Below are 18,790 nucleotides of genomic sequence, written 5' to 3'. Positions count from 1 at the left end.
AAAACCTCAGTCAGGCAACTGCTCCACCTCAATCCCCAACCGCTGATAATCCTCGACACTTCCTGACGCCACATGCCGTTCGGTGATCAGCGTGTGCAAGCGCTCGCACGGCGCCACCACAAACGGTTCCACCGCGCCGAGCTTGTCCGCCGTGGTCACGGCAATGACCCGCGCCGCACAGTCGAGCAGCGCCTGCTTGACCGGCACTTCATCGAAATGCAGCGAGGTGATGCCCACCTCCGGATGAATCGCGCAGACCCCGGTGATTGCCAGATCCGCCTTGATCCCCGACAGCAGCCGCAGCGCCTCATGACCACCGGCGGACATGGTTTTCGGATTCAACTGCCCGCCCGCCAGAATCACCTTGATGCCCGGATATTCGGACAACGCAATCGCCGTCATCGGCGATGCCGTGACCGCCGTGAGGTTGATATCCCTGGGCAACGAGCGCGCCACCTGCAACGCAGTGGAACCAGAGTCGAACATAACCGTTTGCCCGTTCCTGATCTGCTGTGCCGCCAATTGCGCCAGACGAATCTTCACCTCGTCGATCTCGTCCAGCCGGGTGAAGTAATCCTTGCCGGTGTCCTTGGGCCTCGGCAGCGCGCCGCCGTGCACCCGCTGCACCAGCCCGGCACTGTCCAGCTCGGCCAGATCACGGCGGATGGTGTCTTCCGACACCGCAAAATGCTGGCTCAACTCGGACGCCATGACCTTGCCGTCACGTTCGAGGATCAGCAGGATTTTCTGCCGGCGCAGGGAAGGAAGCTCGGAAGCGGAATGATCGTGCATGGTTTTGCCTGTTTGTGCTTGTCATTGCAGGTTTTTGCGAGCTTAGCCAAGCAAACAGGCAAACACAACGCCGGTATCAATGGCTTCGATCATTGGAATCACGAAGCCGAATTTTTTCTTTTGACCTGCCCCCGGCAGAATGGCCGCACTTTCAAAAGGACCAGGATGAACACCCCATGAACCTCAATTTCGCTTTTGCCTGCATGGTCGTCGTATCGTTTGCCATTGCGCTTGGGCATGCCTGATCGAAGGCGATTGCTGAAAAGTGCACTTTTATTCCGTAAACACCCGTGCCTTGCGCACGAACAACGCGTGCACCTTGTCCCAGAAATTGCCGCCCAGCACGAAAAAGCTGCCGACAAACATCAAGTCGCCCAGCGCCTGCATCTGCCAGAGGTTGGGCCGCACGCCTGGAAAGAAGTTGTCGAAATACGGCTCCAGGAAAGACGACAGCAGCGGCAGGCAGAACATCACCACGCCGATCTTGTGGCGCATCGGGCTGACTTCGGCCACCGGGGTCGGAATCACGCCGGAGATATAGCGGCCAATCGTGCGCTTGAGCTCAGCGAACCCGGCCTTGCCCATCACCGCAATCACCAGCAGCAACAGCACTTTATTGCTGATGAACAACACCCCGGTTAGCGCCGCGACTTTCGAGCCCGGTACATCGAGGGCGGCGGCAAGCGGCACCATCAACCACGAACCGAGCATCAGGCAGAGGATTGCCACGCCGACCTTGAATCGCCAATTGGCGCTGGCGGGGGCAAGCGGTTCTTGAGCAGTGTCCATGGTTTCCTACCTTTTCGTCGGGGGCGGTTCAGTGAAGTTCGCCTGAAAAAGCGTAGCAGCTGATTGCTTCGATCAACCTGCAATCTGCGGTCTATGCTCCAGTGACAATTCCCGTTGGGGCCACCCGGTATGCCTGCAACGCCAGCCCTGCTGATCCGTCCCGGCCACCTGTTGCTGCTCGGTGCGCTGAGCCTTGGTGGCTGCCTGCGGCTGGGCCCGGATTTCCAGCCACCGGCCGAGGCCTGGAGCAAGCAGTGGCAAAGTCCGGCGCTGGAACAGGCCAGCGAACGCGGGGCGGTACCGGACCTGCGTCAGTGGTGGCAGGTGTTTGCCGATCCGGTGCTCGACCGCTTGATCAGCGACGCCGAAGCCCGCAACAGCAGCCTGAAGATCGCCGGTCTGCGGGTGCTCGAAGCCCGCGCGCAACTGGGCATCGCCAACAGCGGTCGCTACCCGCAATTGCAACAGGCAAGCGCCGACAGCCTGTACATCGACCGCCACCAATCCGGTGGCAACAATCCGCAGGACTTGCACTTCTGGCAGCACAGCGCCGCATTCGATGTCGGCTGGGAACTGGATTTCTGGGGCCGTTTCAGCCGCGCCATCGAGTCCGCCGACGCCAGCTACTTCGCCGCCCAGGCCAACTACGAAGACGCTCTCGTTCTGTTACGCGCTCAGGTGGCCGACACCTACTTTGCCCTGCGCACCACCGAAGCCCGGCTGCGAGTCGCCCGAGAAAACGCCGCCCAGCAAAAACGCAATTTCGAAATCACCGAAAAACTCTTTCGCAGCGGCCAGACCGCCGAACTCGACCTGCAACAAGCCAGAACCCAATACCTCGGCACCCTGAGCAGCATTCCAGCGTTCGAAGACCAGTTGCTGCGCACCCGTAATGCGCTGGCGGTGCTGGTCGGCCAGCCGCCCGGTGGCGCGGCGTTTCTGGCGGAACAATCGGGGCTGATTCCGCTGGTGGATCGCGCCGTGCTGCAGGATGTCCCGGCCAACCTGCTGCTGCGCCGTCCCGATGTGCGTGCGGCAGAGCTGAACGTTGCCGCGCAATCGGCGCTGGTCGGCGTAGCTGAAACCGATCTGTATCCGTCGCTGACGCTGCTCGGCAGCATCGTCTGGTCCAGCGACACCCTCGGCGCCACCCCGCGCAGCCTCGACCTGATCGGTGGCCCGAGCCTGCGCTGGAACCTGTTCGACTACGGTCGCATCCACAACAACATCCGCGTGCAGGATGCGCGCTTGCAGCAACTGATCGAAGCCTATCGCGACAAGGTCCGCCAGGCTGCCCGTGAAGCCGACGATGCCGCCAGCGGCCTGACCAAAGCGCTGGAACGCGAGCGCATTCTCGGCGAGGCCGAACGTGCGGCGCGACGTTCGCTGGTGCTGGCCAACACCCAATATCGTGAAGGTTATTCGGACTTTCAGCGGGTGCTCGACGCCCAACGTGCGTTGCTGGAGCTACAGGACAACTATCTGGTCAGCCGCAGCAACGCCGTGAGCAACCTGATCGCCCTGTACCGCGCCGTCGGCGGCGGCTGGCAAAGCGCCGGGCCGCAGATCGATCCAGCGACCCGCCAGCAAATGCAGCAACGCACCGACTGGGGGGATCTGCTGAGCGCCCCGCCGCCCACACCGACCTATCCGATTCCCTCGCAGGTAGACCGCCATGAGTGATGAAGCACCGCCGGATCCGGCGAAAAAAGGCATCCGCTGGGTGCTGCTGGTGATTGTGCTGAGCCTGGTCTGGTATCTGCTGGCCGACCGCTTTACGCCGTATACCCAGCAGGCACGGGTGGGCGCATTCGTGATCCCGGTGGCGGCGGAAGTCGCGGGCCGGGTGATCAAGGTCAACGTACGCAACAATCAGGACGTGCAGGCCGGCGACATCCTTTTCGAACTCGATCCGCAGCCGCTGCAAATCGCTGTCGACCGGGCCCGCGCCGATCTGGAAAACACCCGGCGCACGGTCGGCGCCAGCACCGCCGGCATCGCGTCAGCCCAGGCGTCATTACGTGCGGCCCAGGCCAACGAGCTCAAGGCGCGCCAGGACAATCGACGGCTGGAAGGCTTGTATAAAGAAGATCCGGGCACGGTGTCCGTAAGACTTCTGGAAGTGTCCCGGGCCAACCACGAAGCGGCGCTCAGCCAGGTTGCCGCCGCCCGGGCCGAAGTGCTGCGCGCGCAGGAGCAAGAAGGCGGCAACAGCGACACCAACGCCAAACTGCTCAGCGCCGCCGCCACACTGGCCAAGGCCGAACTGGATCTGGCCAACACCCGCATCCGCGCGCGCTCGGCGGGGCTGATCACCGACCTGCGCACCGACGTCGGCCAGTTTGCCGCTGCCGGCAGCCCGGTGATGACGCTGATCACGATCCAGGACGTGTGGGTCAGCGCCGACCTCACCGAAAACAACCTTGGCCGGATCAAGCCCGGCACGCCGGTGTCGATCATCCTCGACGCCCTGCCCGGCGAAGTGCTCGACGGCCGTGTACGCAGCGTCGGTTATGGCGTCAGCGTCGGCCAGACGCCGCCACCCGGCACGCTGCCGACGATCCAGAACAGCCGCGACTGGCTGCGTCCGGCCCAGCGCTTTCCGGTGATCATCGAGTTCAGCGAAGAGGCGAAAAAGCGCCTGTTCGAGAGTCGCTCGATTCGTGCCGGCGGGCAGGCGGAAGTCATGGCGTTTCCCGGCGAAGGCAATCTGCTCAATCCACTCGGGCGAGTATTTGTCTGGCTGATGAGTTGGCTGAGCTATGCCTACTGAGCGGCCTATTGAGCGCAGCGTCCCGGCGCAACGGGCCTTGCGCCTGGCTTGCGGCACGGCGTTGTGTACCGCCGCCAGTTACGGCCTCGCCTTGCCGCTGTCGTTTCTGTCGCCGGTGCTCGCGGTGTTGCTGCTGGCCAGCATGCCTCGACCGTTGCCGGTGAAAATGGCGCTGGTGCTGACATTGGTCGCCGCACTCACCACCAGTCTCGGCCTGTTGCTGGTGCCGTTGCTGCGGTATTACCCGGTATGCGGCGTGCTGCTGATCGGTGTCGGGCTGTTTCTGGTGTTCACTTACGGTTTGCGCGGCGGCAACGTGCTGATCATGACGTTTCTGGTGATCGGCATGACCATGATTTCCGCCGCAGGCTTCGCCTCATTCGAGCTGGCGATGGCGGTGATCGGCGCGCTGGTCAAAGGCCTGTTGCTGGCCGTCGTCATCGTCGGCCTGAGCCACGTCCTGTTCCCGGAACCGGCCAACAGCCCCGCGCCACCACCCGCTCCCGCCCTGCCCGCCGAAGACGTGCCCCGCGTAGCGATGCGCGCGACATTGATCGTGTTGCCGACCTTCCTGCTGGTGCTGATCGACCCCGCCAGCTACCTGCCGATCATCCTCAAAGCCGTCAGCCTCGGCCAGCAAAGCACCACCACCCGCACCCACCACGCCGGGCGCGAACTGCTCGGCTCGACCTTGCTCGGCGGGCTGCTGGCGGTGCTGTTCTGGTGCGCGTTGAGCCTGTTCGTGCACCTGTGGATGTTCTTTCTGTGGATGCTGCTGTTCGGGCTGCTTGTAGCGCGCAAACTCTATCGGCTGCACTCGACGCAACTGACGCCGGGGTTCTGGCTCAATACTTTGATCACCATGATCATCCTGCTCGGGCAATCGGTGGAGGACAGTGCCGTGGGCAAAGATGTTTACACCGCGTTTGCGGTGAGGATGGGGTTGTTCATTCTGGTGACGGTTTATGCCGGGGTGATGATGCATTTGCTGGTGGCAAACCGGGAGAGTCGTCAGGGTGTGACCTGACGACCGTGCGCGGAATCATCAAGCGTCTTCTCGCACCCGCCGTACCTGCACCAACAATGCCGGTGCAAAGTGCAGCACCACCATTCGCGCCAGATGATGAGTGAGGATAAACACCACGTTCAGCCCGCCGGCGAACGCAACAATCGCGATGGTTTCGATGGCCCCCGGCATGTAGGCGAGCCAAAGCGACAACGCATCGCTGCCCAGCAACCGCGCCGCCGCCAATGCAAAAATCGCCGCGACCAGAATCATCAAACCGACCGACACCAGCGCCGTGCGGCCATGACGTCCCAGTTCCGCGAGGCCCAATCCCTGAAAACGGGAGCCGATCCGCGCACCGAGAATCAGCGCCGCTAGATTCAAACTCCAGTCCGGCATGTGAAAGCCCTGCAGCCACCCTGATTTCACAAACACGGCGGTGATGATGATTGCCGTCAGCATGAACGGCGCCGGCACACCGACGGCGAGCAGCAAGCGCCCGACCACCAAGCTCAAACCGATCACCGACAGCACGGTCAACGCCATGCCCGTCGACAGCGGCGGGACCTCGGTCACGTCAACCGGCGCCGATCCGGGAATCAGCAAACTCACCAGCACCGTGATCAGCAGCAGGCGCATCAAGTGCACGATGATCACCTTGCTCGATGCCTGATGCGATTCCAGCAAATCGAACACCGCCGCCAACGCGCCCGGATATACCGCCAGCAGCGCGTCCGTGCGATTCCATCCTGCGCCGCGCGACAGCCACAGCGCGGAAAGCGCGACTTGCACCGCCAGACACAACAGCAACACGCCAAGGCTCGGCAACATCGTCGAAACAGTCGCGCTGTCCCATGCATCGAACATCAACCCGGTGGCAATCCCCAGCGTGACCTGAATGTAACCCAGGCCGTAGGGAGTTTTAGGTGCGAAGCCGAATTTGGTAACGACAAGTGCAGTGACAAGAATCGAGCCCAACAGCAAACCGTGGGGCACGCCTTCGAACTGCAACAGAGCGCCGAAGCCGGCAGCAATCAACAAACACAGAATGGATTTCATGGTCGCCTTCCTGGCTATTCAATTTGAGTCAGGCGCGCAGCCGTCCAATCGCCCGCCGATATTTTTCGATCCGCTCCAGATCCTCCCAACTCGGCGAGGCAATCCGCGACAGGTCGCTGTTCTCTTCCAGATCCGCCAGTTTCACCACCCGCCCGATCGGGTTCTGCGCCGCACGTTCGACAAAGTCCTCATAGGATTCACCGGGCACTTTGGTCACCGATTCGATGGCGGACAAAACGGCTTCGCTAAAACCTTCCTTGCGCAAATCCTCCAGACTGATGCCGCAATCCTCGACCACATCGTGCAGCACCGCGACGATGCGTTCTTCCAGGCTACTCATGCGCAACATGACTTTCAGCGGATGCAAAATGTACGGCGCACCGCCCTTGTCTACCTGCCCCGCGTGGGCTGTGGCAGCAATGGCGATGGCGCGTTCCAGAGTCTGGGTCATGGGTGTTTCCTCGGGTCAGACGCCGTACCGGCCGCCAATATAGAAGTGACGCTTGAACCAGCGCCCAATCGCCTGCAAACGCCCGGATGGCTGCGCCGGCTCGGCGTAGCGCTGGAGGATCAGCGAGACCAGATCAGCCTGACCCTCCCCCGGGTGCGCATCCAGCAACTCGGCCACCCAGGCGCAATTGGCCTTATTCAAATGCTCGCGCCACTCCCCGGGCCAGCCATCCAGCTCATCCAGCGCCAGCCACCGCGCACCGCCCTGCTCGACATGCCCGCCGCCAATCGATTGCTCGAAACAGAACGGCGTCGCCGGGCGCGACAGGTCGATGCTGAAGATGTAGATGTCCTGGGTTTTGTGCTGCGGCGTGGGGGCGTTGTTGCGGCTGCCGATCTGAATCATGCGCGGATCCGTCCGTGGGAGAGGCGTTACAACTTGTTTCGCAGTCTACGACGTGGTGTGGATGGGGGAACCTTTGGTGATGAGATGTGGGGAACGAGTGAAATGGTCCAAACCACCTTCTTTTGTGTAACATTTCCAAAACAGCGTATTTACAAGGATGTTCACTGTGTCTGGAAAACCTGCTGCCCGAGTTACTGATCCAACTTCCTGTCCGCTACCTGGGCATGGCGTCAATCCTATCGCTGCTGGCTCCCCCGACGTTTTTTTTGATGGTCTACCCGCGGCCAGACAGAACGATCAGAGTGCCTGTGGCAGCCCCATCGTGGGAGACGTTGCGTCTAGCGTGCTCATCAACGGCATGCCTGCCGCAACTGTGGGAAGTGTCGGAGGCCACGGCAATAAAGTAATCGCCGGCTCATCAACTGTAATTATCGGAAATTCGCACACACCCGCAGAATTCATCCCCCGTCAGCCATGCCTCTCTGGGCCATGAAATTTGACGAAAAGTTTTGCATCGTCGGGAGTGACGGCCAGCCCCTCGCCAATGTGCCGTACCACATCAAAGACGAAGCAGGCAGGGTTTATACAGGCTTTTCTGATGAATCTGGTCACACACCTCGCATCTCAACTAGCAAGCAAGAAACCCTTGAAGTGACAACCGGTGTAGCCGCGCTTGAAAAATGGGAGGACGTATGACGGAGTTCTCTTGCAAAATACCAACAAACAAGCAGGCAAACTCCGTTAGCAATGTGCCCGGCTATTTGATGCCGGCCAATATTCATTTATTTGTTGTGGTAGATGAGATCGGCAAGGACGGATTCCTAGTCAGGAAAATTTACTCGTCGCCCGACAACCCTCACCTGATTGCAAAAAATCTTTCCGAACTTCAGATCAAAAACGAGATCTGGCCGGAAAAATACGGAATGCGTTCTGTTGCACCGGATTCTGGCGCCACAGTTGCCCAACATGTTTACAGTAGCCGAAAGTACCCCTCAGGCTATATTTCTACGAGCTCCGAATTCCCGAATGGCTCACCAAGATTTGAAGGAAAAACTGTCTACATTGATATTGAGAAAGCTAAAGCCGCAGGCGCAAAGCTAGTATCAACTGATGAAATTCTAAAAGCCCTTGAAGACTACAAAAAACACGCACCAAAAAACGTAGCAAAAATCGATGAAATTGCTGGCTGGGTAAAGAACATCGACAAAGAAGTTTTAGTTCAAGCAGATAAAGTCCCAGCGAAGGCGATTTTCACACCGACCTCCCACAAAGTCACAAACGCCTTTATAAAAGGCGCAAGAGTTGTGCGGGTGTTCGGGATTGCATTCACTGCATACGATCTGAAGATCGCGACTGAAGAGTCAATTAAACAAAACAGCATCAAGCCTATATCCGTTGAGGTTGTCAAACAGGCTGGTGGCTGGGGTGCGGCGATAGCCGGCGCCAGGATTGGCGTGGTGGTCGGAGCAGCAGTGGGAATCGAAACAGGCCCTGGCGCAGTTGTCAGCGGTGCTATCGGGGGCATTATATTTGGCACTGCCGGTTATTTAGGTGCTACTTGGCTAACTGAATATATGCAAGAGTGAGAGCAGCATGAGTTTTATCAAAAAAATAATTACACTGCTGAAGCCAGAACCTAGACAAGAGCAAATTGCCGGGTACAGCAAGCAGGAGCTTAAAAGCTTATTCTCTCGGCCTTTAGCTCATACCAACCTACCCGTTCAGCCTCCCACTACCTCATTGGAAAGCGCCGATATCTGCGCATTTTTTTCGCAGTTCCTTATCGAACCTAAAGATTTAGTTGAATTCGAAGCACTCGTTGAATCTCACTTCAGAAAAAATACTGAAAGAACCTTCAATGATCTTCCGGTATTTGAATACGAAAACGCTTTGAGCGGAGACCGACTGATATTCTTCGCATCTACTAGAGAATTCAACTCCGTCACTATTCGTTTGATAACGAACAGCCTTCACTTTCTAACGATGCTTAACCGCAAAAAATTCGCGGTTCCTCCGCCATGGTTTGCGTTCGAAGGCTACGAGCCTTCTTGGTGGGGAGGCAGCATGCAAGGTGCTCAAGAATATTACGACCACAACTATTTTTTCAGTTTTTTCACTCAATTGAGTGACGTCGAAAAGCAATCTTATTATTCGAGGTTTCGCGCAACTGATGAATGGATCGAAAGATTAGAGTTAATGTACGACACCGAGTGAGTTGAACAGGAGCATCTTCGCGTACTCTCACCGGAATGGTTGATGGAACCTTCCGAGACGACCCAACCTCGAAACCATAAGCGCCCCGCACACGATCACACACGGCGCCATGGGAGAGTTCCAAGATGAACATCCGACTGTTGCTCCTGATCGCCACTTTCAGCGTCATCCCCACCTGCGTCATGGCCGAGGGATGCGACGTCAAGACCCGCTCCTCCAGCCCCTCGGTGCCCGCCGTCGAGACGCACAGCTGCTACGAATACGAAGGCATGCCGGTCAACGCCATCGACTGGTCATGCAGCAACGAAAGCAAGGACATGCTCAACAGCAGCAAAAACAAGGTCGAACACTGCGCCGACCACTATCAGGCCTCGTGTATCGCCACCCTCACCCAGGAATCCCTGGCCAACCCGCACTCCACCAGTAAGGATCAAAACGCCAAGGCCCTGAACATTCCGGACACCGCGCAAGTGACCACGTATTACTACGACGTGGAGCATCTGGCGCAGGCGCGGATTGATTGCGAGAACGGGGGTGGGCATTGGAAGGCGAAATAGCGGCGTTTAAGCGCATGAAAAAAGGACACCGATGGGTGTCCCTTTTTGGTTTCAATGGCGGGTGGATTCAGCTTTTCATGGCCTCACACTGACTGCGCAGATCATGATCGCCGATTGACGAACAACTACTGCCCTTCTTCGCTTCACAAAACGCCCGCTGGTCATGATCACCAATGCTTGAACACGAACTGCCCTTCTCCGCTTCGCAGGCCGCGCGCATGTCGTGATCGCCGATGGAGGAACAGCTGCTGCCCTTTTTGGCTTCGCAATAAGCGCGCTGGTCATGATCGCCAATACTTGAACACGAACTGCCTTTCTCCGCTTCGCAGGCCGAACGCAAGTCATGGTCGCCGATGGAAGAACAGCTGCTGCCTTCCTCCGTGGCCTGGCAATAACTGCGCTTGTCGTGATCACTGATACTGGAACAACTGGCGGAAACGTAACCGCTGAACAGCAACAACATTGCAAGAATCAATTTCATCTCACACTTCCTTGGGCTTGCCGGGAAACAGCCTGGCACTGGGTGACCCGTTCGATATCAGCGTTGCGACACGCCATCAAATTGACATCGGTTTTGAGGAAAGTTCCGGCGCAGGAATTGGTGCTGGATTTTGGGATCTGAAAACCGCGTAGGAAATGACCGCGCGTGGTGAGGGAGATTATTTCTTCTGGACTGAGAAGCTGCACCAAACTCGGCAGGTAATTTTTTCCAGATACATCGCAAGCCTTGATTTACGTCGGTTCCGCCGCCGAACTGAAGCCAAGTCTTTGGCCAAACGTAGTGGTTTCGCGTCCTACAGGCTGATTGCAGCGGTGGGGATCGGTGCCTAGAGTGGGTCTGTCGCTGAACGAATTTGGCGATAGGGTTTCGCAGCCCTAGCGAGCTAAGTCCACACCCGGCACAATGCGGCCCGGCTACTTGCCTGTGCTTCATTTTCATGGCGGTTGTGCGTGGGAGACCTTCGGGTCTGCCGGGTCTTAGCTCCTCGGTCTGCGAACCCACGCATAACTGCCACCCAACTCGTTTCGCAGCGAACGGCGGTAATTCATTTTCTGAGCTAAGGATTTTTACCCATGACAAGTAAGTCACCGTTGTGCAACTACGTCCCAATGTCCCACCCCGCCACCGATCATCCCGTCCTGTTCATCGATGCCGACGCTCCTCTACGCGACCTACGTGCTTGCGCCAGCGAACGCTTGAATGCAGTGCTCAAATACCTCGACCTCATGGCCTGCGTCCACCTTCCCGATCACGCCGAACAAGACATCAACACAGTCACCACTATCGCCAGAATCTTGGTTCAGGACGTGAGTGATGTATTTAGAGTGATTGAAAGACGCAGAGTAGCGATCACGTAATCAATCACGAAAGGCATCAATTAAATAGTTCAAAACCAAATTTCCCCGCACAGATTAAAACCCAATGTGCAGCCAACCAAAAAAACAATTCCAGTTCAAACATTATGAATACTATTTCCCTAAACCTGGCAACCTCCATACTGACTGCGATAGTCACAGCATCCCTAGGCGCCTATTACACCGCTTCAGAATCAGCGAAAGCCAACGAACGGTCAGATCGGCAACGGTTTGTAGATGGTGCTCAGCAAACTGCACAAGAAACGACACAACTTCTTATAAAAAGCTACGAGGAGCTTCAACGTTTTAATGAGGCTGCGAGAAAATCCGAGAAAGGCTGGGATGATTTCCTGGCCTCCGAGGATTTCGCAAAATTCTCGGCCTTTGAACAAGAATGGCACAAAAACCTTATAGCTCTTTACTTCAAAGTTAGTCGGTATTACGGAAAAGCCACAGCCCAACAACTTTTATTACTTGCAAATTTCAAACTTAACCCAACTGACGGCGAATCAAATGAGAATCCCGATCGAGAAAGCAGTTTGATGCTAGCCTGGGGTGAAGCCTTTAGAGCAAATGCGTCAACCGTTATGCTACAAGGGGAAGCAACCAAATTCTTCAACAACGAAAGCAGCGTATTTGATAATCTCGGTTCAGTCATGAAAGAAACTAACGAGGCAAAAACAAACTCACAGAGAGCGACTAAAATCTATGGGCAGTACATTATCAACTTTCTTGGAATACTCGACTTAAACCTGACGCAGCTAGGAGCTCTTGAAGTCAAAGTAGTCTCCTCTCCCTCCATCACAGTCGAAAAATAGAGTTCACAAGTGGACGGCGCTTCACCCGAGAAACGCCCTCCATTAAAAATACTGAATCGCCGGTTGCTGCACGCTAAAAATTCGCCGGCGTATTCGCACTAATAATCTCTGCCTCATCCGCCCCGATATTCCGGAACTTGTGCGGCAGCGTCGTCGGGAAGTAATACCCGTCCCCGGCACTCAACACGCTCACCTGCCCGTCCACCGTCAACTCGACCGTGCCGCGCGTCACCAATCCGCACTCCTCACCCTCAGCATGAACAATCGGCTCTTCCCCGGAACTGGCGCCCGGTGCGTATTGCTCGCGCAGCAAACGCATCTGGCGGCTGGGGACCGAGGCGCCGATCAGGAGCAGGCGCAGGCCGTGGCGGCCGAGGTCGGGTTGTTCGTTGGCGCGGAAGACGTATTGGTGTTCGCGGGGAGGCTGGTCGAAAGTGAAGAAGTCGGCCAGGGACATCGGGATGCCTTCGAGCAGCTTTTTCAGTGAGCTGACGGAAGGACTGACACGATTCTGTTCGATCAGGGAGATGGTGGCATTGGTCACGCCGCTACGCCGGGCCAGCTCGCGCTGGGAGAGTTTGTAGCTTTCGCGTACTAGTTTGAGTCGAGAACCCGTATCCATGACAGCCTTATGTGAGAACGACTTAAGGGTAATGGGGGTGGGTGGCGGGTGCCGCGCAAGGCGCGCGGATCACGTTGCTCCCGTGTCCCGGAACCGTGAAAGGCGGCTATTAAATCACGTTTGTCGGTGTTGCTCAGCAGGTTCGATGGACGGCACCTGAAAAGAGCCTGTTGATGGTAATTGCGGGTCAGGCACAAGACCTGTGGGAGCGAGCTTGCTCGCGATTGGGCGGCACATTCAACATCCCTTTTGCTGATAGACCGCTTTCGCGAGCAAGCTCGCTCCCACAGGGTTTGTGGTGTTGCTTGCCAAGTAAAAAACCGGCGGCGCCTGTGCGGGGCCACCGCCGGGGAGGTTAATCAGATGCCGAAACGGTCGCGCAGCGAGTAGTACACCGCGCCGAGGGCGGTCAGCGGCGCGGAGAAAGTGCGGCCGCCGATCATTGGCATGTGCGGAAGCGAAGCGAAAGCGTCGAAGCGTTCGGCGTCGCCGCGGATCATTTCCGAGATCAGTTTGCCGGCCAGGTGCGAGCAGGTGACGCCGTGACCGCTGTAGCCCTGCATGTAGTAGGCGTTTTTCTCGATGCGGCCGAATTGCGGCATGCGTGACATGGTCAGCAGGAAGTTGCCGGTCCAGCGGTAGTCGATTTTCACGTCCTTGAGCTGCGGGAAGGTCTTGAGCATTTTCGGGCGGATCAGGGTTTCGATGTCGTCCGGTTCACGGGCGCCGTACACCACACCGCCGCCGTAGAGCAGACGGTTGTCGGCAGTGAGACGGTAGTAGTCGAGCAGGTAGTTGCAGTCTTCGACGCAGTAGTTGTTGGTGATCAGGCTGCGGGCCTGTTTTTCGGTCAGCGGTTCGGTGACGCAGATCTGCGAGCCGCACGGCATGCTCTTGGCGGTCACGCGGTTGTCGAGGCCTTGCGGCAGGTAGGCGTTGCCGGCGATCAGCAGGTACTTGGCGCGGACCTGGCCTTTGGCGGTGCGCACGACGTTGGGCTCGCCGTATTTGATTTCCACCGCAGCGGACTGCTCGTAGATCTTGCCGCCCAGACGCACGATGGCGGCGGCTTCACCGAGGGCCAGGTTCAGCGGATGGATGTGGCCGCCCTGCATGTCCAGCAGACCGCCAACGTAGGCGTCGGAGCCGACTTCGCGGCGAATGTCCGCAGCGTCGAGCATCTTCAGGTTTTTATTGCCGTAACGTTCCCAGCTGCGTTTTTGTTCGGCGAGGCCTTTGAGTTGCTTGTTGTTCATCGCTGCGAAAATGCCGCCCGGGCGGTAGTCGCATTTGATGTCGTATTCCTTGATGCGCGAACGGATGATGTCGGCGCCTTCGAAGATCATGCTGCCGAGGATTTCCGCGGTCTTGTCGCCGTAGCGCTCTTCAATCACGTCGACGTCGCGGCTGTAGGAGTTGACCAGTTGGCCGCCGTTGCGACCGCTGGCGCCGTAGCCGACTTTCGCCGCTTCCAGCACCGTCACTTTATAGCCGGCTTCGCTCAGGAACAGCGCCGAGGACAGGCCGGTGTAGCCGGCGCCGATGATGCACACATCGCAGTCCACCGACTCTTCAAGCGTCGGAAAATCGATCACTTCGTTGCGGGTGGCGGCGTAGTAGCTGTTCACGTGTTGCTGTTTCATTTTTTTATTCTCCGAGGGTCGCCGATTGCAGGCGACCACCGCTGTAAAAGAGTCAGAGCTTGATCCAGGTCGCTTTCAGCTCGGTGTACTTGTCGAACGCGTGCAGCGATTTGTCGCGACCGTTGCCCGACTGTTTGAAGCCACCGAACGGCGCGGTCATGTCGCCGCCGTCGTACTGGTTGACCCATACGCTGCCGGCGCGCAGGCCACGGGCGAAGGTGTGGGCCTTGCTCAGGTTGTTGGTCCAGACCCCGGCGGCGAGGCCGAAGATGCTGTCGTTGGCAATCTGCAGCGCTTCTTCAACGGTGTCGAAGGTGATCAGCGACAGCACCGGGCCGAAGATTTCTTCCTTGGCGATGGTCATGGCGTTGGTCACACCGTCGAAAATCGTCGGCTCGACGTAGGTGCCGCCGGTCTCTTCGAGGGTGCGACGGCCACCGGCGATCAGCTCGGCGCCCTGCTCCCGGCCGATGCTGATGTAGCGCAGCACGTTGTCCAGTTGACGCTGATCGACGACGGCGCCGACGTTGGTCGACGGATCGAGGGCGTGGCCCGGTTTCCACGCTTGCAGCGCTTCCACCAGCAACGGAATGAATTGCTCGCGGATCGAACGCTCCACCAGCAGGCGCGAGCCGGCGGTGCAGACCTCGCCCTGGTTGAACGCAATGGCGCCGGCCGCCGCTTGTGCTGCCGCGCGCAAGTCCGGTGCGTCGGCAAACACCACGTTCGGGCTCTTGCCCCCTGCTTCGAGCCAGACGCGTTTCATGTTGCTTTGGCCGGCATAAATCATCAGTTGTTTGGCAATCGCCGTGGAGCCGGTGAAGGCCAGCACGTCGACGTCCATGTGCAGCGCCAGCGCCTTGCCGACGGTGTGGCCGAAGCCTGGCAGGACGTTGAACACGCCTTTCGGAATACCGGCGTCCAGCGCCAGTTGCGCGATGCGGATCGCGGTCAGCGGGGATTTTTCCGAAGGCTTGAGGATGAACGAGTTACCTGCCGCCAGGGCCGGAGCGAATTTCCAGCTGGCCATGATCAGCGGGAAGTTCCACGGCACGATGGCTGCGACCACGCCGGACGGCTCGCGAGTCACCAGACCCAGTTGATCGTGCGGGGTAGCGGCAACTTCGTCGTAGATCTTGTCGATGGCCTCGGCGCTCCAGCGGATCGCGTTGGCGGTCGCCGGGATGTCGATGCTCATCGAATCGCTGATCGGTTTGCCCATGTCGAGGGTTTCGAGCAGCGCCAGTTCTTCCTGGTGTTGCAGGATCAAATCGGCGAAGCGGATCAGGATGCGCTTGCGCTCGGCCGGGGCCTTGTTGGCCCACACGCCGGAGTTGAAGGATTGGCGCGCGACTTCGACGGCGAGGTTGGCGTCGGCTTCATCGGTGCTGGCGACGGAGGCCAGGAAACGGCCGTCGACGGGGCTCAGACATTCGAAGGTGTCGCCGCTGATGGCCGGGCGGTATTCGCCGTTGATGAAGGCACGGGATTCGAGGGTCAGGGACTGGAAGCGTTGTTCCCAGTCGTTGCGGGTCATGGTCATGGGGGTGACTCACACAGGAAAATTAGTGACCGATATCCCTGTGGGAGCGAGCTTGCTCGCGAATACGGTGGGTCAGTCACCTTCAATGTTGAAGGTGATGGCCTCTTCGCGGGCAAGCCCGCTCCCACAGGGTTTTGCGGTGTTAGCGAGATCGCGCTTGAACGTCAGACGGTATGCAGATACCAGTTGTACTCAAGGTCAGAGATCGAGTTTTCGAACTCGGCCAGCTCGCTTTCCTTGCACGCGACGAACACGTCGATGTACATCGGGTCGATGTAGCGGGCCATAACTTCGCTGTCGTCCAGCACGCGCAAGGCGTCGCGCAGGTTATTCGGCAGGCTCTGTTCGTTCTGCTCGTAGCTGTTGCCTTCGACCGGGGCGCCCGGCTCGATTTCGTTGGTCAGGCCGTGGTGGATACCGGCCAGCACGGAAGCCATCAGCAGGTACGGGTTGGCGTCGGCACCCGCGACACGGTGCTCGATGCGCACGGCATCCGGCGAACCGGTCGGTACGCGGACGGCCACGGTGCGGTTGTCGATGCCCCAGCTCGGCGAGTTCGGCACGTAGAACTGTGCGCCGAAGCGGCGGTAAGAGTTGACGTTCGGGCACAGGAAGGCCATTTGCGCAGGCAGGGTCTCCAGCACACCGCCGATCGCGTGGCGTAGCGCGGCGTTCTGCTCGGGATCCTCGCTGGCGAAGATGTTGTTGCCTTCTTTATCCAGGATCGAAATGTGCACGTGCAGACCGTTACCCGCCTGGCCTGGATACGGCTTGGCCATGAAGGTGGTGTCCATCTCGTGATCGTAGGCGATGTTCTTCACCAGACGCTTGAGCAGGATTGCGTATTCACACGCCTTGATCGGGTCGGACACGTGATGCAGGTTGACTTCGAACTGCGCCGGGGCGCTTTCCTTGACGATGGCGTCGGCAGGAATGCCCTGCTCTTTTGCGCCTTCGAGGATGTCTTGCAGGCAGTCGACGTACTCGTCGAGATCATCGATCAGATAAACCTGAGTCGATACCGGACGCTTGCCCGACACCGGCGAACGCGGCGATTGCGGACGGCCGTTCACGTTGTCCTGGTCGATCAGATAAAACTCGAGTTCAAACGCGGCGCAGATGGTCAGGCCCAGCGCGTCGAACTTGCGCACCACGTTGGCCAGCACTTCACGCGGGTCGGCGAAGAACGGCTCGCCTTCCAGTTCATGCATGGTCATCAGCAGTTGTGCGGTCGGACGCTTCTGCCAGGGCTCGATGCTCAGGGTGCCAGGGATCGGGTAGCAGATGCGGTCGGCGTCGCCAATGTCCAGGCCCAGGCCGGTGCTTTCCACCGTTGAGCCATTGATGTCGAGGGCGAAAAGCGAGGCCGGCAAATTAATGCCTTTTTCGTACACCTTATGAAGACTGGTGCGCTCGATGCGCTTGCCGCGCACCACACCGTTCATGTCTGCAATCAGAAGGTCGACGTACAAAACCTCAGGATGTTTCTTAAGGAATGCGTTTGCTTCGTTGAGTTGAACGGCACGCAGAGGGACCGACATGATGCACCTATTTAGCTGTTAATTATTATGTTCACTGCTGTTTCGCGGAGCCAGTCAACCCGAACGGCAAAGTGAAGTCAATAGCGAACACAGGGCCGTTCAGCGTTTATTTTTCAGGCTTTTTTAACACTCACGTGCCAGATCAGGCACCAGGGGCCCGGGAATCATGAAGATTTGATGAGCGGCGTTTAGAATTTTTTACATGGGAGTTGTTAATTAAAATCAACGAGGCTAAGCTCCGGAAAAGCTCGTTCAAGTGTCAAACTTCGAGGTGAATAAAAATGGCATTCAAGCCATTGATCGGCGTTACTGCGTGCGTCAAACAGATTGGCCTGCACCCCTATCACATCAGCGGCGACAAGTACGTTCGCGCTGTCAGCGTTGCGGCGCTGGGGTTGCCCGTCGTCATTCCTTCCCTTGGCAAACTGACTGAAATCGACGACCTGCTGGGTCAGCTCGACGGTCTGCTGCTGACCGGCTCGCCGTCCAACGTGGAACCTTTCCACTATCAGGGTCCGGACAGCGCTCCCGGCACGGATCACGATCCGGCGCGCGATGCCACCACCCTTCCTCTATTGCGTGCAGCCATCGCGGCGGGCGTTCCGGTACTCGGCATTTGCCGGGGTTTCCAGGAAATGAACGTGGCGTTCGGCGGCAGCCTGCACCAGAAAGTGCATGAGCTGCCGGGCATGCTCGATCACCGCGAAGCCGACAGCCCGGATGTCGCCGTGCAGTACGCCCCGGCTCACGCTGTGTCGGTACTGCCGGGCGGGGTGTTCGAAGCGCTGCAGCTGCCGGGCGAATTCCAGGTCAACTCGATTCACAGCCAAGGCATCGACCGCCTCGCTCCCGGCCTGCGCGCCGAGGCCGTGGCGCCGGACGGCCTGATCGAGGCGGTCTCGGTGGAGCACAGCCCGACCTTCGCCCTTGGCGTGCAATGGCACCCCGAATGGCAAGTGCTGGACAACCCGAACTATCTGCGGATTTTCCAGGCGTTCGGCGAGGCTTGCCGCCAGCGTGCGGCGCGACGCAACCAGCGCTGACGCCACCCAACGATTGCAAAACCATTTACTGCCCCCACGGGGACGGCGGCTGCGCGCTTGCGCATCCGTCATCCGTGAAAACAACAAACCGTAATAACAACAAGTACTACCCAGGCAGCCAGGACGGCGGCGCCGACCAAGACGGATCGGCAAGAGCAGTGCCAATCGGATCAATGCA

The 18,790-nt window shown here is 58.5% G+C and carries 19 protein-coding genes and 1 pseudogene; 10 read left to right on the top strand and 10 right to left on the bottom strand.

The annotated features are described in order from the left end of the window. Window positions 1-6: 6 nt before the first annotated feature. Window positions 7-792 carry a DeoR/GlpR family DNA-binding transcription regulator gene (locus I5961_RS11080; protein WP_227235238.1) on the bottom strand — a complete coding sequence of 262 codons (786 nt, stop codon included), beginning with the start codon at window positions 790-792 and terminating at the stop codon, window positions 7-9. Between the two features lie 273 nt (window positions 793-1,065). Next, window positions 1,066-1,581, bottom strand: coding sequence for a transporter suffix domain-containing protein (locus I5961_RS11075; protein ID WP_085698766.1), 516 nt, complete (start codon window positions 1,579-1,581; stop codon window positions 1,066-1,068). Window positions 1,582-1,710: 129 nt separating this feature from the next. On the opposite strand from I5961_RS11075, the gene I5961_RS11070 reads away from it, so the two are divergent. Genes I5961_RS11070 through I5961_RS11060 form a run of 3 tightly spaced genes read left to right on the top strand, consistent with a single transcriptional unit; the run spans window position 1,711 to window position 5,381 of the window. Next, complete coding sequence (locus tag I5961_RS11070) at window positions 1,711-3,264, top strand: efflux transporter outer membrane subunit (RefSeq protein ID WP_227235236.1); 1,554 nt, start codon at window positions 1,711-1,713, stop codon at window positions 3,262-3,264. Next, window positions 3,257-4,354 (top strand): HlyD family secretion protein, encoded by a 1,098-nt coding sequence (locus tag I5961_RS11065; RefSeq protein ID WP_085704219.1) that lies wholly within the window; start codon window positions 3,257-3,259, stop codon window positions 4,352-4,354. Before I5961_RS11070 ends, I5961_RS11065 begins: the two co-directional genes overlap by 8 nt. Beyond that, window positions 4,344-5,381 (top strand): DUF2955 domain-containing protein, encoded by a 1,038-nt coding sequence (locus I5961_RS11060; RefSeq protein ID WP_227235234.1) that lies wholly within the window; start codon window positions 4,344-4,346, stop codon window positions 5,379-5,381. Before I5961_RS11065 ends, I5961_RS11060 begins: the two co-directional genes overlap by 11 nt. 18 nt (window positions 5,382-5,399) lie before the next feature. On the opposite strand, the gene I5961_RS11055 is transcribed toward I5961_RS11060, so the two are convergent. Genes I5961_RS11055 through I5961_RS11045 form a run of 3 tightly spaced genes read right to left on the bottom strand, consistent with a single transcriptional unit; the run spans window position 5,400 to window position 7,275 of the window. Further along, the gene (locus I5961_RS11055) at window positions 5,400-6,419 is read right to left on the bottom strand and encodes an AbrB family transcriptional regulator (protein WP_227235232.1); all 1,020 of its coding nucleotides are present in this window, start codon (window positions 6,417-6,419) and stop codon (window positions 5,400-5,402) included. A gap of 28 nt (window positions 6,420-6,447) precedes the next feature. Then, window positions 6,448-6,870: an HD domain-containing protein gene (locus I5961_RS11050; RefSeq protein WP_064382327.1), complete on the bottom strand. Its 423-nt coding sequence runs from the start codon at window positions 6,868-6,870 to the stop codon at window positions 6,448-6,450. Window positions 6,871-6,885: 15 nt separating this feature from the next. Beyond that, window positions 6,886-7,275 (bottom strand): hypothetical protein, encoded by a 390-nt coding sequence (locus tag I5961_RS11045; protein WP_227235231.1) that lies wholly within the window; start codon window positions 7,273-7,275, stop codon window positions 6,886-6,888. 166 nt (window positions 7,276-7,441) lie between these two features. On the opposite strand from I5961_RS11045, the pseudogene I5961_RS11040 reads away from it, so the two are divergent. The 4 genes and pseudogenes from I5961_RS11040 (at window position 7,442) to I5961_RS11025 (ending at window position 10,046) form a co-directional block, all read left to right on the top strand. After that, window positions 7,442-7,971 (top strand): annotated as a pseudogene (locus tag I5961_RS11040) (PAAR domain-containing protein). After that, window positions 7,968-8,861, top strand: a complete 894-nt coding sequence (locus I5961_RS11035) for a glycine zipper family protein (RefSeq protein ID WP_227235229.1) — start codon at window positions 7,968-7,970, stop codon at window positions 8,859-8,861. The pseudogene I5961_RS11040 and the gene I5961_RS11035 overlap by 4 nt, the downstream one beginning before the upstream one ends. Window positions 8,862-8,868: 7 nt before the next feature. Then, window positions 8,869-9,489, top strand: a complete 621-nt coding sequence (locus I5961_RS11030; RefSeq protein ID WP_227235228.1) for a hypothetical protein — start codon at window positions 8,869-8,871, stop codon at window positions 9,487-9,489. A gap of 125 nt (window positions 9,490-9,614) precedes the next feature. Continuing rightward, window positions 9,615-10,046 carry a hypothetical protein gene (locus I5961_RS11025; RefSeq protein WP_227235227.1) on the top strand — a complete coding sequence of 144 codons (432 nt, stop codon included), beginning with the start codon at window positions 9,615-9,617 and terminating at the stop codon, window positions 10,044-10,046. A gap of 67 nt (window positions 10,047-10,113) precedes the next feature. Here I5961_RS11025 and I5961_RS11020 read toward each other — a convergent pair whose 3' ends face one another. Further along, on the bottom strand, window positions 10,114-10,527 hold the full coding sequence (locus tag I5961_RS11020; RefSeq protein ID WP_227235225.1) for a hypothetical protein: 414 nt from the start codon (window positions 10,525-10,527) through the stop codon (window positions 10,114-10,116). Window positions 10,528-11,120: 593 nt separating this feature from the next. Here I5961_RS11020 and I5961_RS11015 point away from each other — a divergent pair. Together I5961_RS11015 and I5961_RS11010 are read left to right on the top strand one after the other, a co-directional pair. Then, window positions 11,121-11,405, top strand: a complete 285-nt coding sequence (locus I5961_RS11015) for a fructose-bisphosphate aldolase (RefSeq protein ID WP_227235224.1) — start codon at window positions 11,121-11,123, stop codon at window positions 11,403-11,405. Window positions 11,406-11,509: 104 nt separating this feature from the next. Then, on the top strand, window positions 11,510-12,220 hold the full coding sequence (locus I5961_RS11010) for a hypothetical protein (protein WP_227235223.1): 711 nt from the start codon (window positions 11,510-11,512) through the stop codon (window positions 12,218-12,220). A gap of 73 nt (window positions 12,221-12,293) precedes the next feature. Here I5961_RS11010 and I5961_RS11005 read toward each other — a convergent pair whose 3' ends face one another. The 4 genes from I5961_RS11005 to I5961_RS10990 all read right to left on the bottom strand — a co-directional run bounded on the left by I5961_RS11005 (window position 12,294) and on the right by I5961_RS10990 (window position 17,569). Continuing rightward, window positions 12,294-12,842, bottom strand: a complete 549-nt coding sequence (locus tag I5961_RS11005; protein WP_011333561.1) for a cupin domain-containing protein — start codon at window positions 12,840-12,842, stop codon at window positions 12,294-12,296. A 359-nt stretch (window positions 12,843-13,201) separates the two neighbouring features. Next, complete coding sequence (locus tag I5961_RS11000) at window positions 13,202-14,485, bottom strand: NAD(P)/FAD-dependent oxidoreductase (RefSeq protein WP_085698738.1); 1,284 nt, start codon at window positions 14,483-14,485, stop codon at window positions 13,202-13,204. A gap of 52 nt (window positions 14,486-14,537) precedes the next feature. Next, window positions 14,538-16,028, bottom strand: coding sequence for an aldehyde dehydrogenase (locus I5961_RS10995; protein WP_227235221.1), 1,491 nt, complete (start codon window positions 16,026-16,028; stop codon window positions 14,538-14,540). Window positions 16,029-16,192: 164 nt separating this feature from the next. Next, window positions 16,193-17,569, bottom strand: a complete 1,377-nt coding sequence (locus tag I5961_RS10990; RefSeq protein ID WP_227235220.1) for a glutamine synthetase family protein — start codon at window positions 17,567-17,569, stop codon at window positions 16,193-16,195. A 281-nt stretch (window positions 17,570-17,850) separates the two neighbouring features. Between I5961_RS10990 and I5961_RS10985 the strand changes: the two genes are divergently transcribed. Then, on the top strand, window positions 17,851-18,612 hold the full coding sequence (locus I5961_RS10985) for a gamma-glutamyl-gamma-aminobutyrate hydrolase family protein (protein ID WP_085704183.1): 762 nt from the start codon (window positions 17,851-17,853) through the stop codon (window positions 18,610-18,612). Window positions 18,613-18,790: the final 178 nt, after the last annotated feature.

The organism is Pseudomonas sp. IAC-BECa141, assembly GCF_020544405.1.
GTDB lineage: Bacteria > Pseudomonadota > Gammaproteobacteria > Pseudomonadales > Pseudomonadaceae > Aquipseudomonas.
This window is presented reverse-complemented; position numbering and strand designations above follow the sequence as displayed.

Coding starts and splice junctions, on each gene's coding strand:
- I5961_RS11065 (WP_085704219.1), top strand. CDS start 3,257: ATGAGTGATGAAGCACCGCCGGATCCGGCGAAAAAAGGCATCCGCTGG.
- I5961_RS11015 (WP_227235224.1), top strand. CDS start 11,121: ATGACAAGTAAGTCACCGTTGTGCAACTACGTCCCAATGTCCCACCCC.
- I5961_RS11005 (WP_011333561.1), bottom strand. CDS start 12,842: ATGGATACGGGTTCTCGACTCAAACTAGTACGCGAAAGCTACAAACTC.
- I5961_RS10995 (WP_227235221.1), bottom strand. CDS start 16,028: ATGACCATGACCCGCAACGACTGGGAACAACGCTTCCAGTCCCTGACC.
- I5961_RS11010 (WP_227235223.1), top strand. CDS start 11,510: ATGAATACTATTTCCCTAAACCTGGCAACCTCCATACTGACTGCGATA.
- I5961_RS11045 (WP_227235231.1), bottom strand. CDS start 7,275: ATGATTCAGATCGGCAGCCGCAACAACGCCCCCACGCCGCAGCACAAA.
- I5961_RS11050 (WP_064382327.1), bottom strand. CDS start 6,870: ATGACCCAGACTCTGGAACGCGCCATCGCCATTGCTGCCACAGCCCAC.
- I5961_RS11000 (WP_085698738.1), bottom strand. CDS start 14,485: ATGAAACAGCAACACGTGAACAGCTACTACGCCGCCACCCGCAACGAA.
- I5961_RS11025 (WP_227235227.1), top strand. CDS start 9,615: ATGAACATCCGACTGTTGCTCCTGATCGCCACTTTCAGCGTCATCCCC.
- I5961_RS11035 (WP_227235229.1), top strand. CDS start 7,968: ATGACGGAGTTCTCTTGCAAAATACCAACAAACAAGCAGGCAAACTCC.
- I5961_RS11055 (WP_227235232.1), bottom strand. CDS start 6,419: ATGAAATCCATTCTGTGTTTGTTGATTGCTGCCGGCTTCGGCGCTCTG.
- I5961_RS10990 (WP_227235220.1), bottom strand. CDS start 17,569: ATGTCGGTCCCTCTGCGTGCCGTTCAACTCAACGAAGCAAACGCATTC.
- I5961_RS11070 (WP_227235236.1), top strand. CDS start 1,711: ATGCCTGCAACGCCAGCCCTGCTGATCCGTCCCGGCCACCTGTTGCTG.
- I5961_RS11060 (WP_227235234.1), top strand. CDS start 4,344: ATGCCTACTGAGCGGCCTATTGAGCGCAGCGTCCCGGCGCAACGGGCC.
- I5961_RS11080 (WP_227235238.1), bottom strand. CDS start 792: ATGCACGATCATTCCGCTTCCGAGCTTCCTTCCCTGCGCCGGCAGAAA.
- I5961_RS10985 (WP_085704183.1), top strand. CDS start 17,851: ATGGCATTCAAGCCATTGATCGGCGTTACTGCGTGCGTCAAACAGATT.
- I5961_RS11075 (WP_085698766.1), bottom strand. CDS start 1,581: ATGGACACTGCTCAAGAACCGCTTGCCCCCGCCAGCGCCAATTGGCGA.
- I5961_RS11030 (WP_227235228.1), top strand. CDS start 8,869: ATGAGTTTTATCAAAAAAATAATTACACTGCTGAAGCCAGAACCTAGA.
- I5961_RS11020 (WP_227235225.1), bottom strand. CDS start 10,527: ATGAAATTGATTCTTGCAATGTTGTTGCTGTTCAGCGGTTACGTTTCC.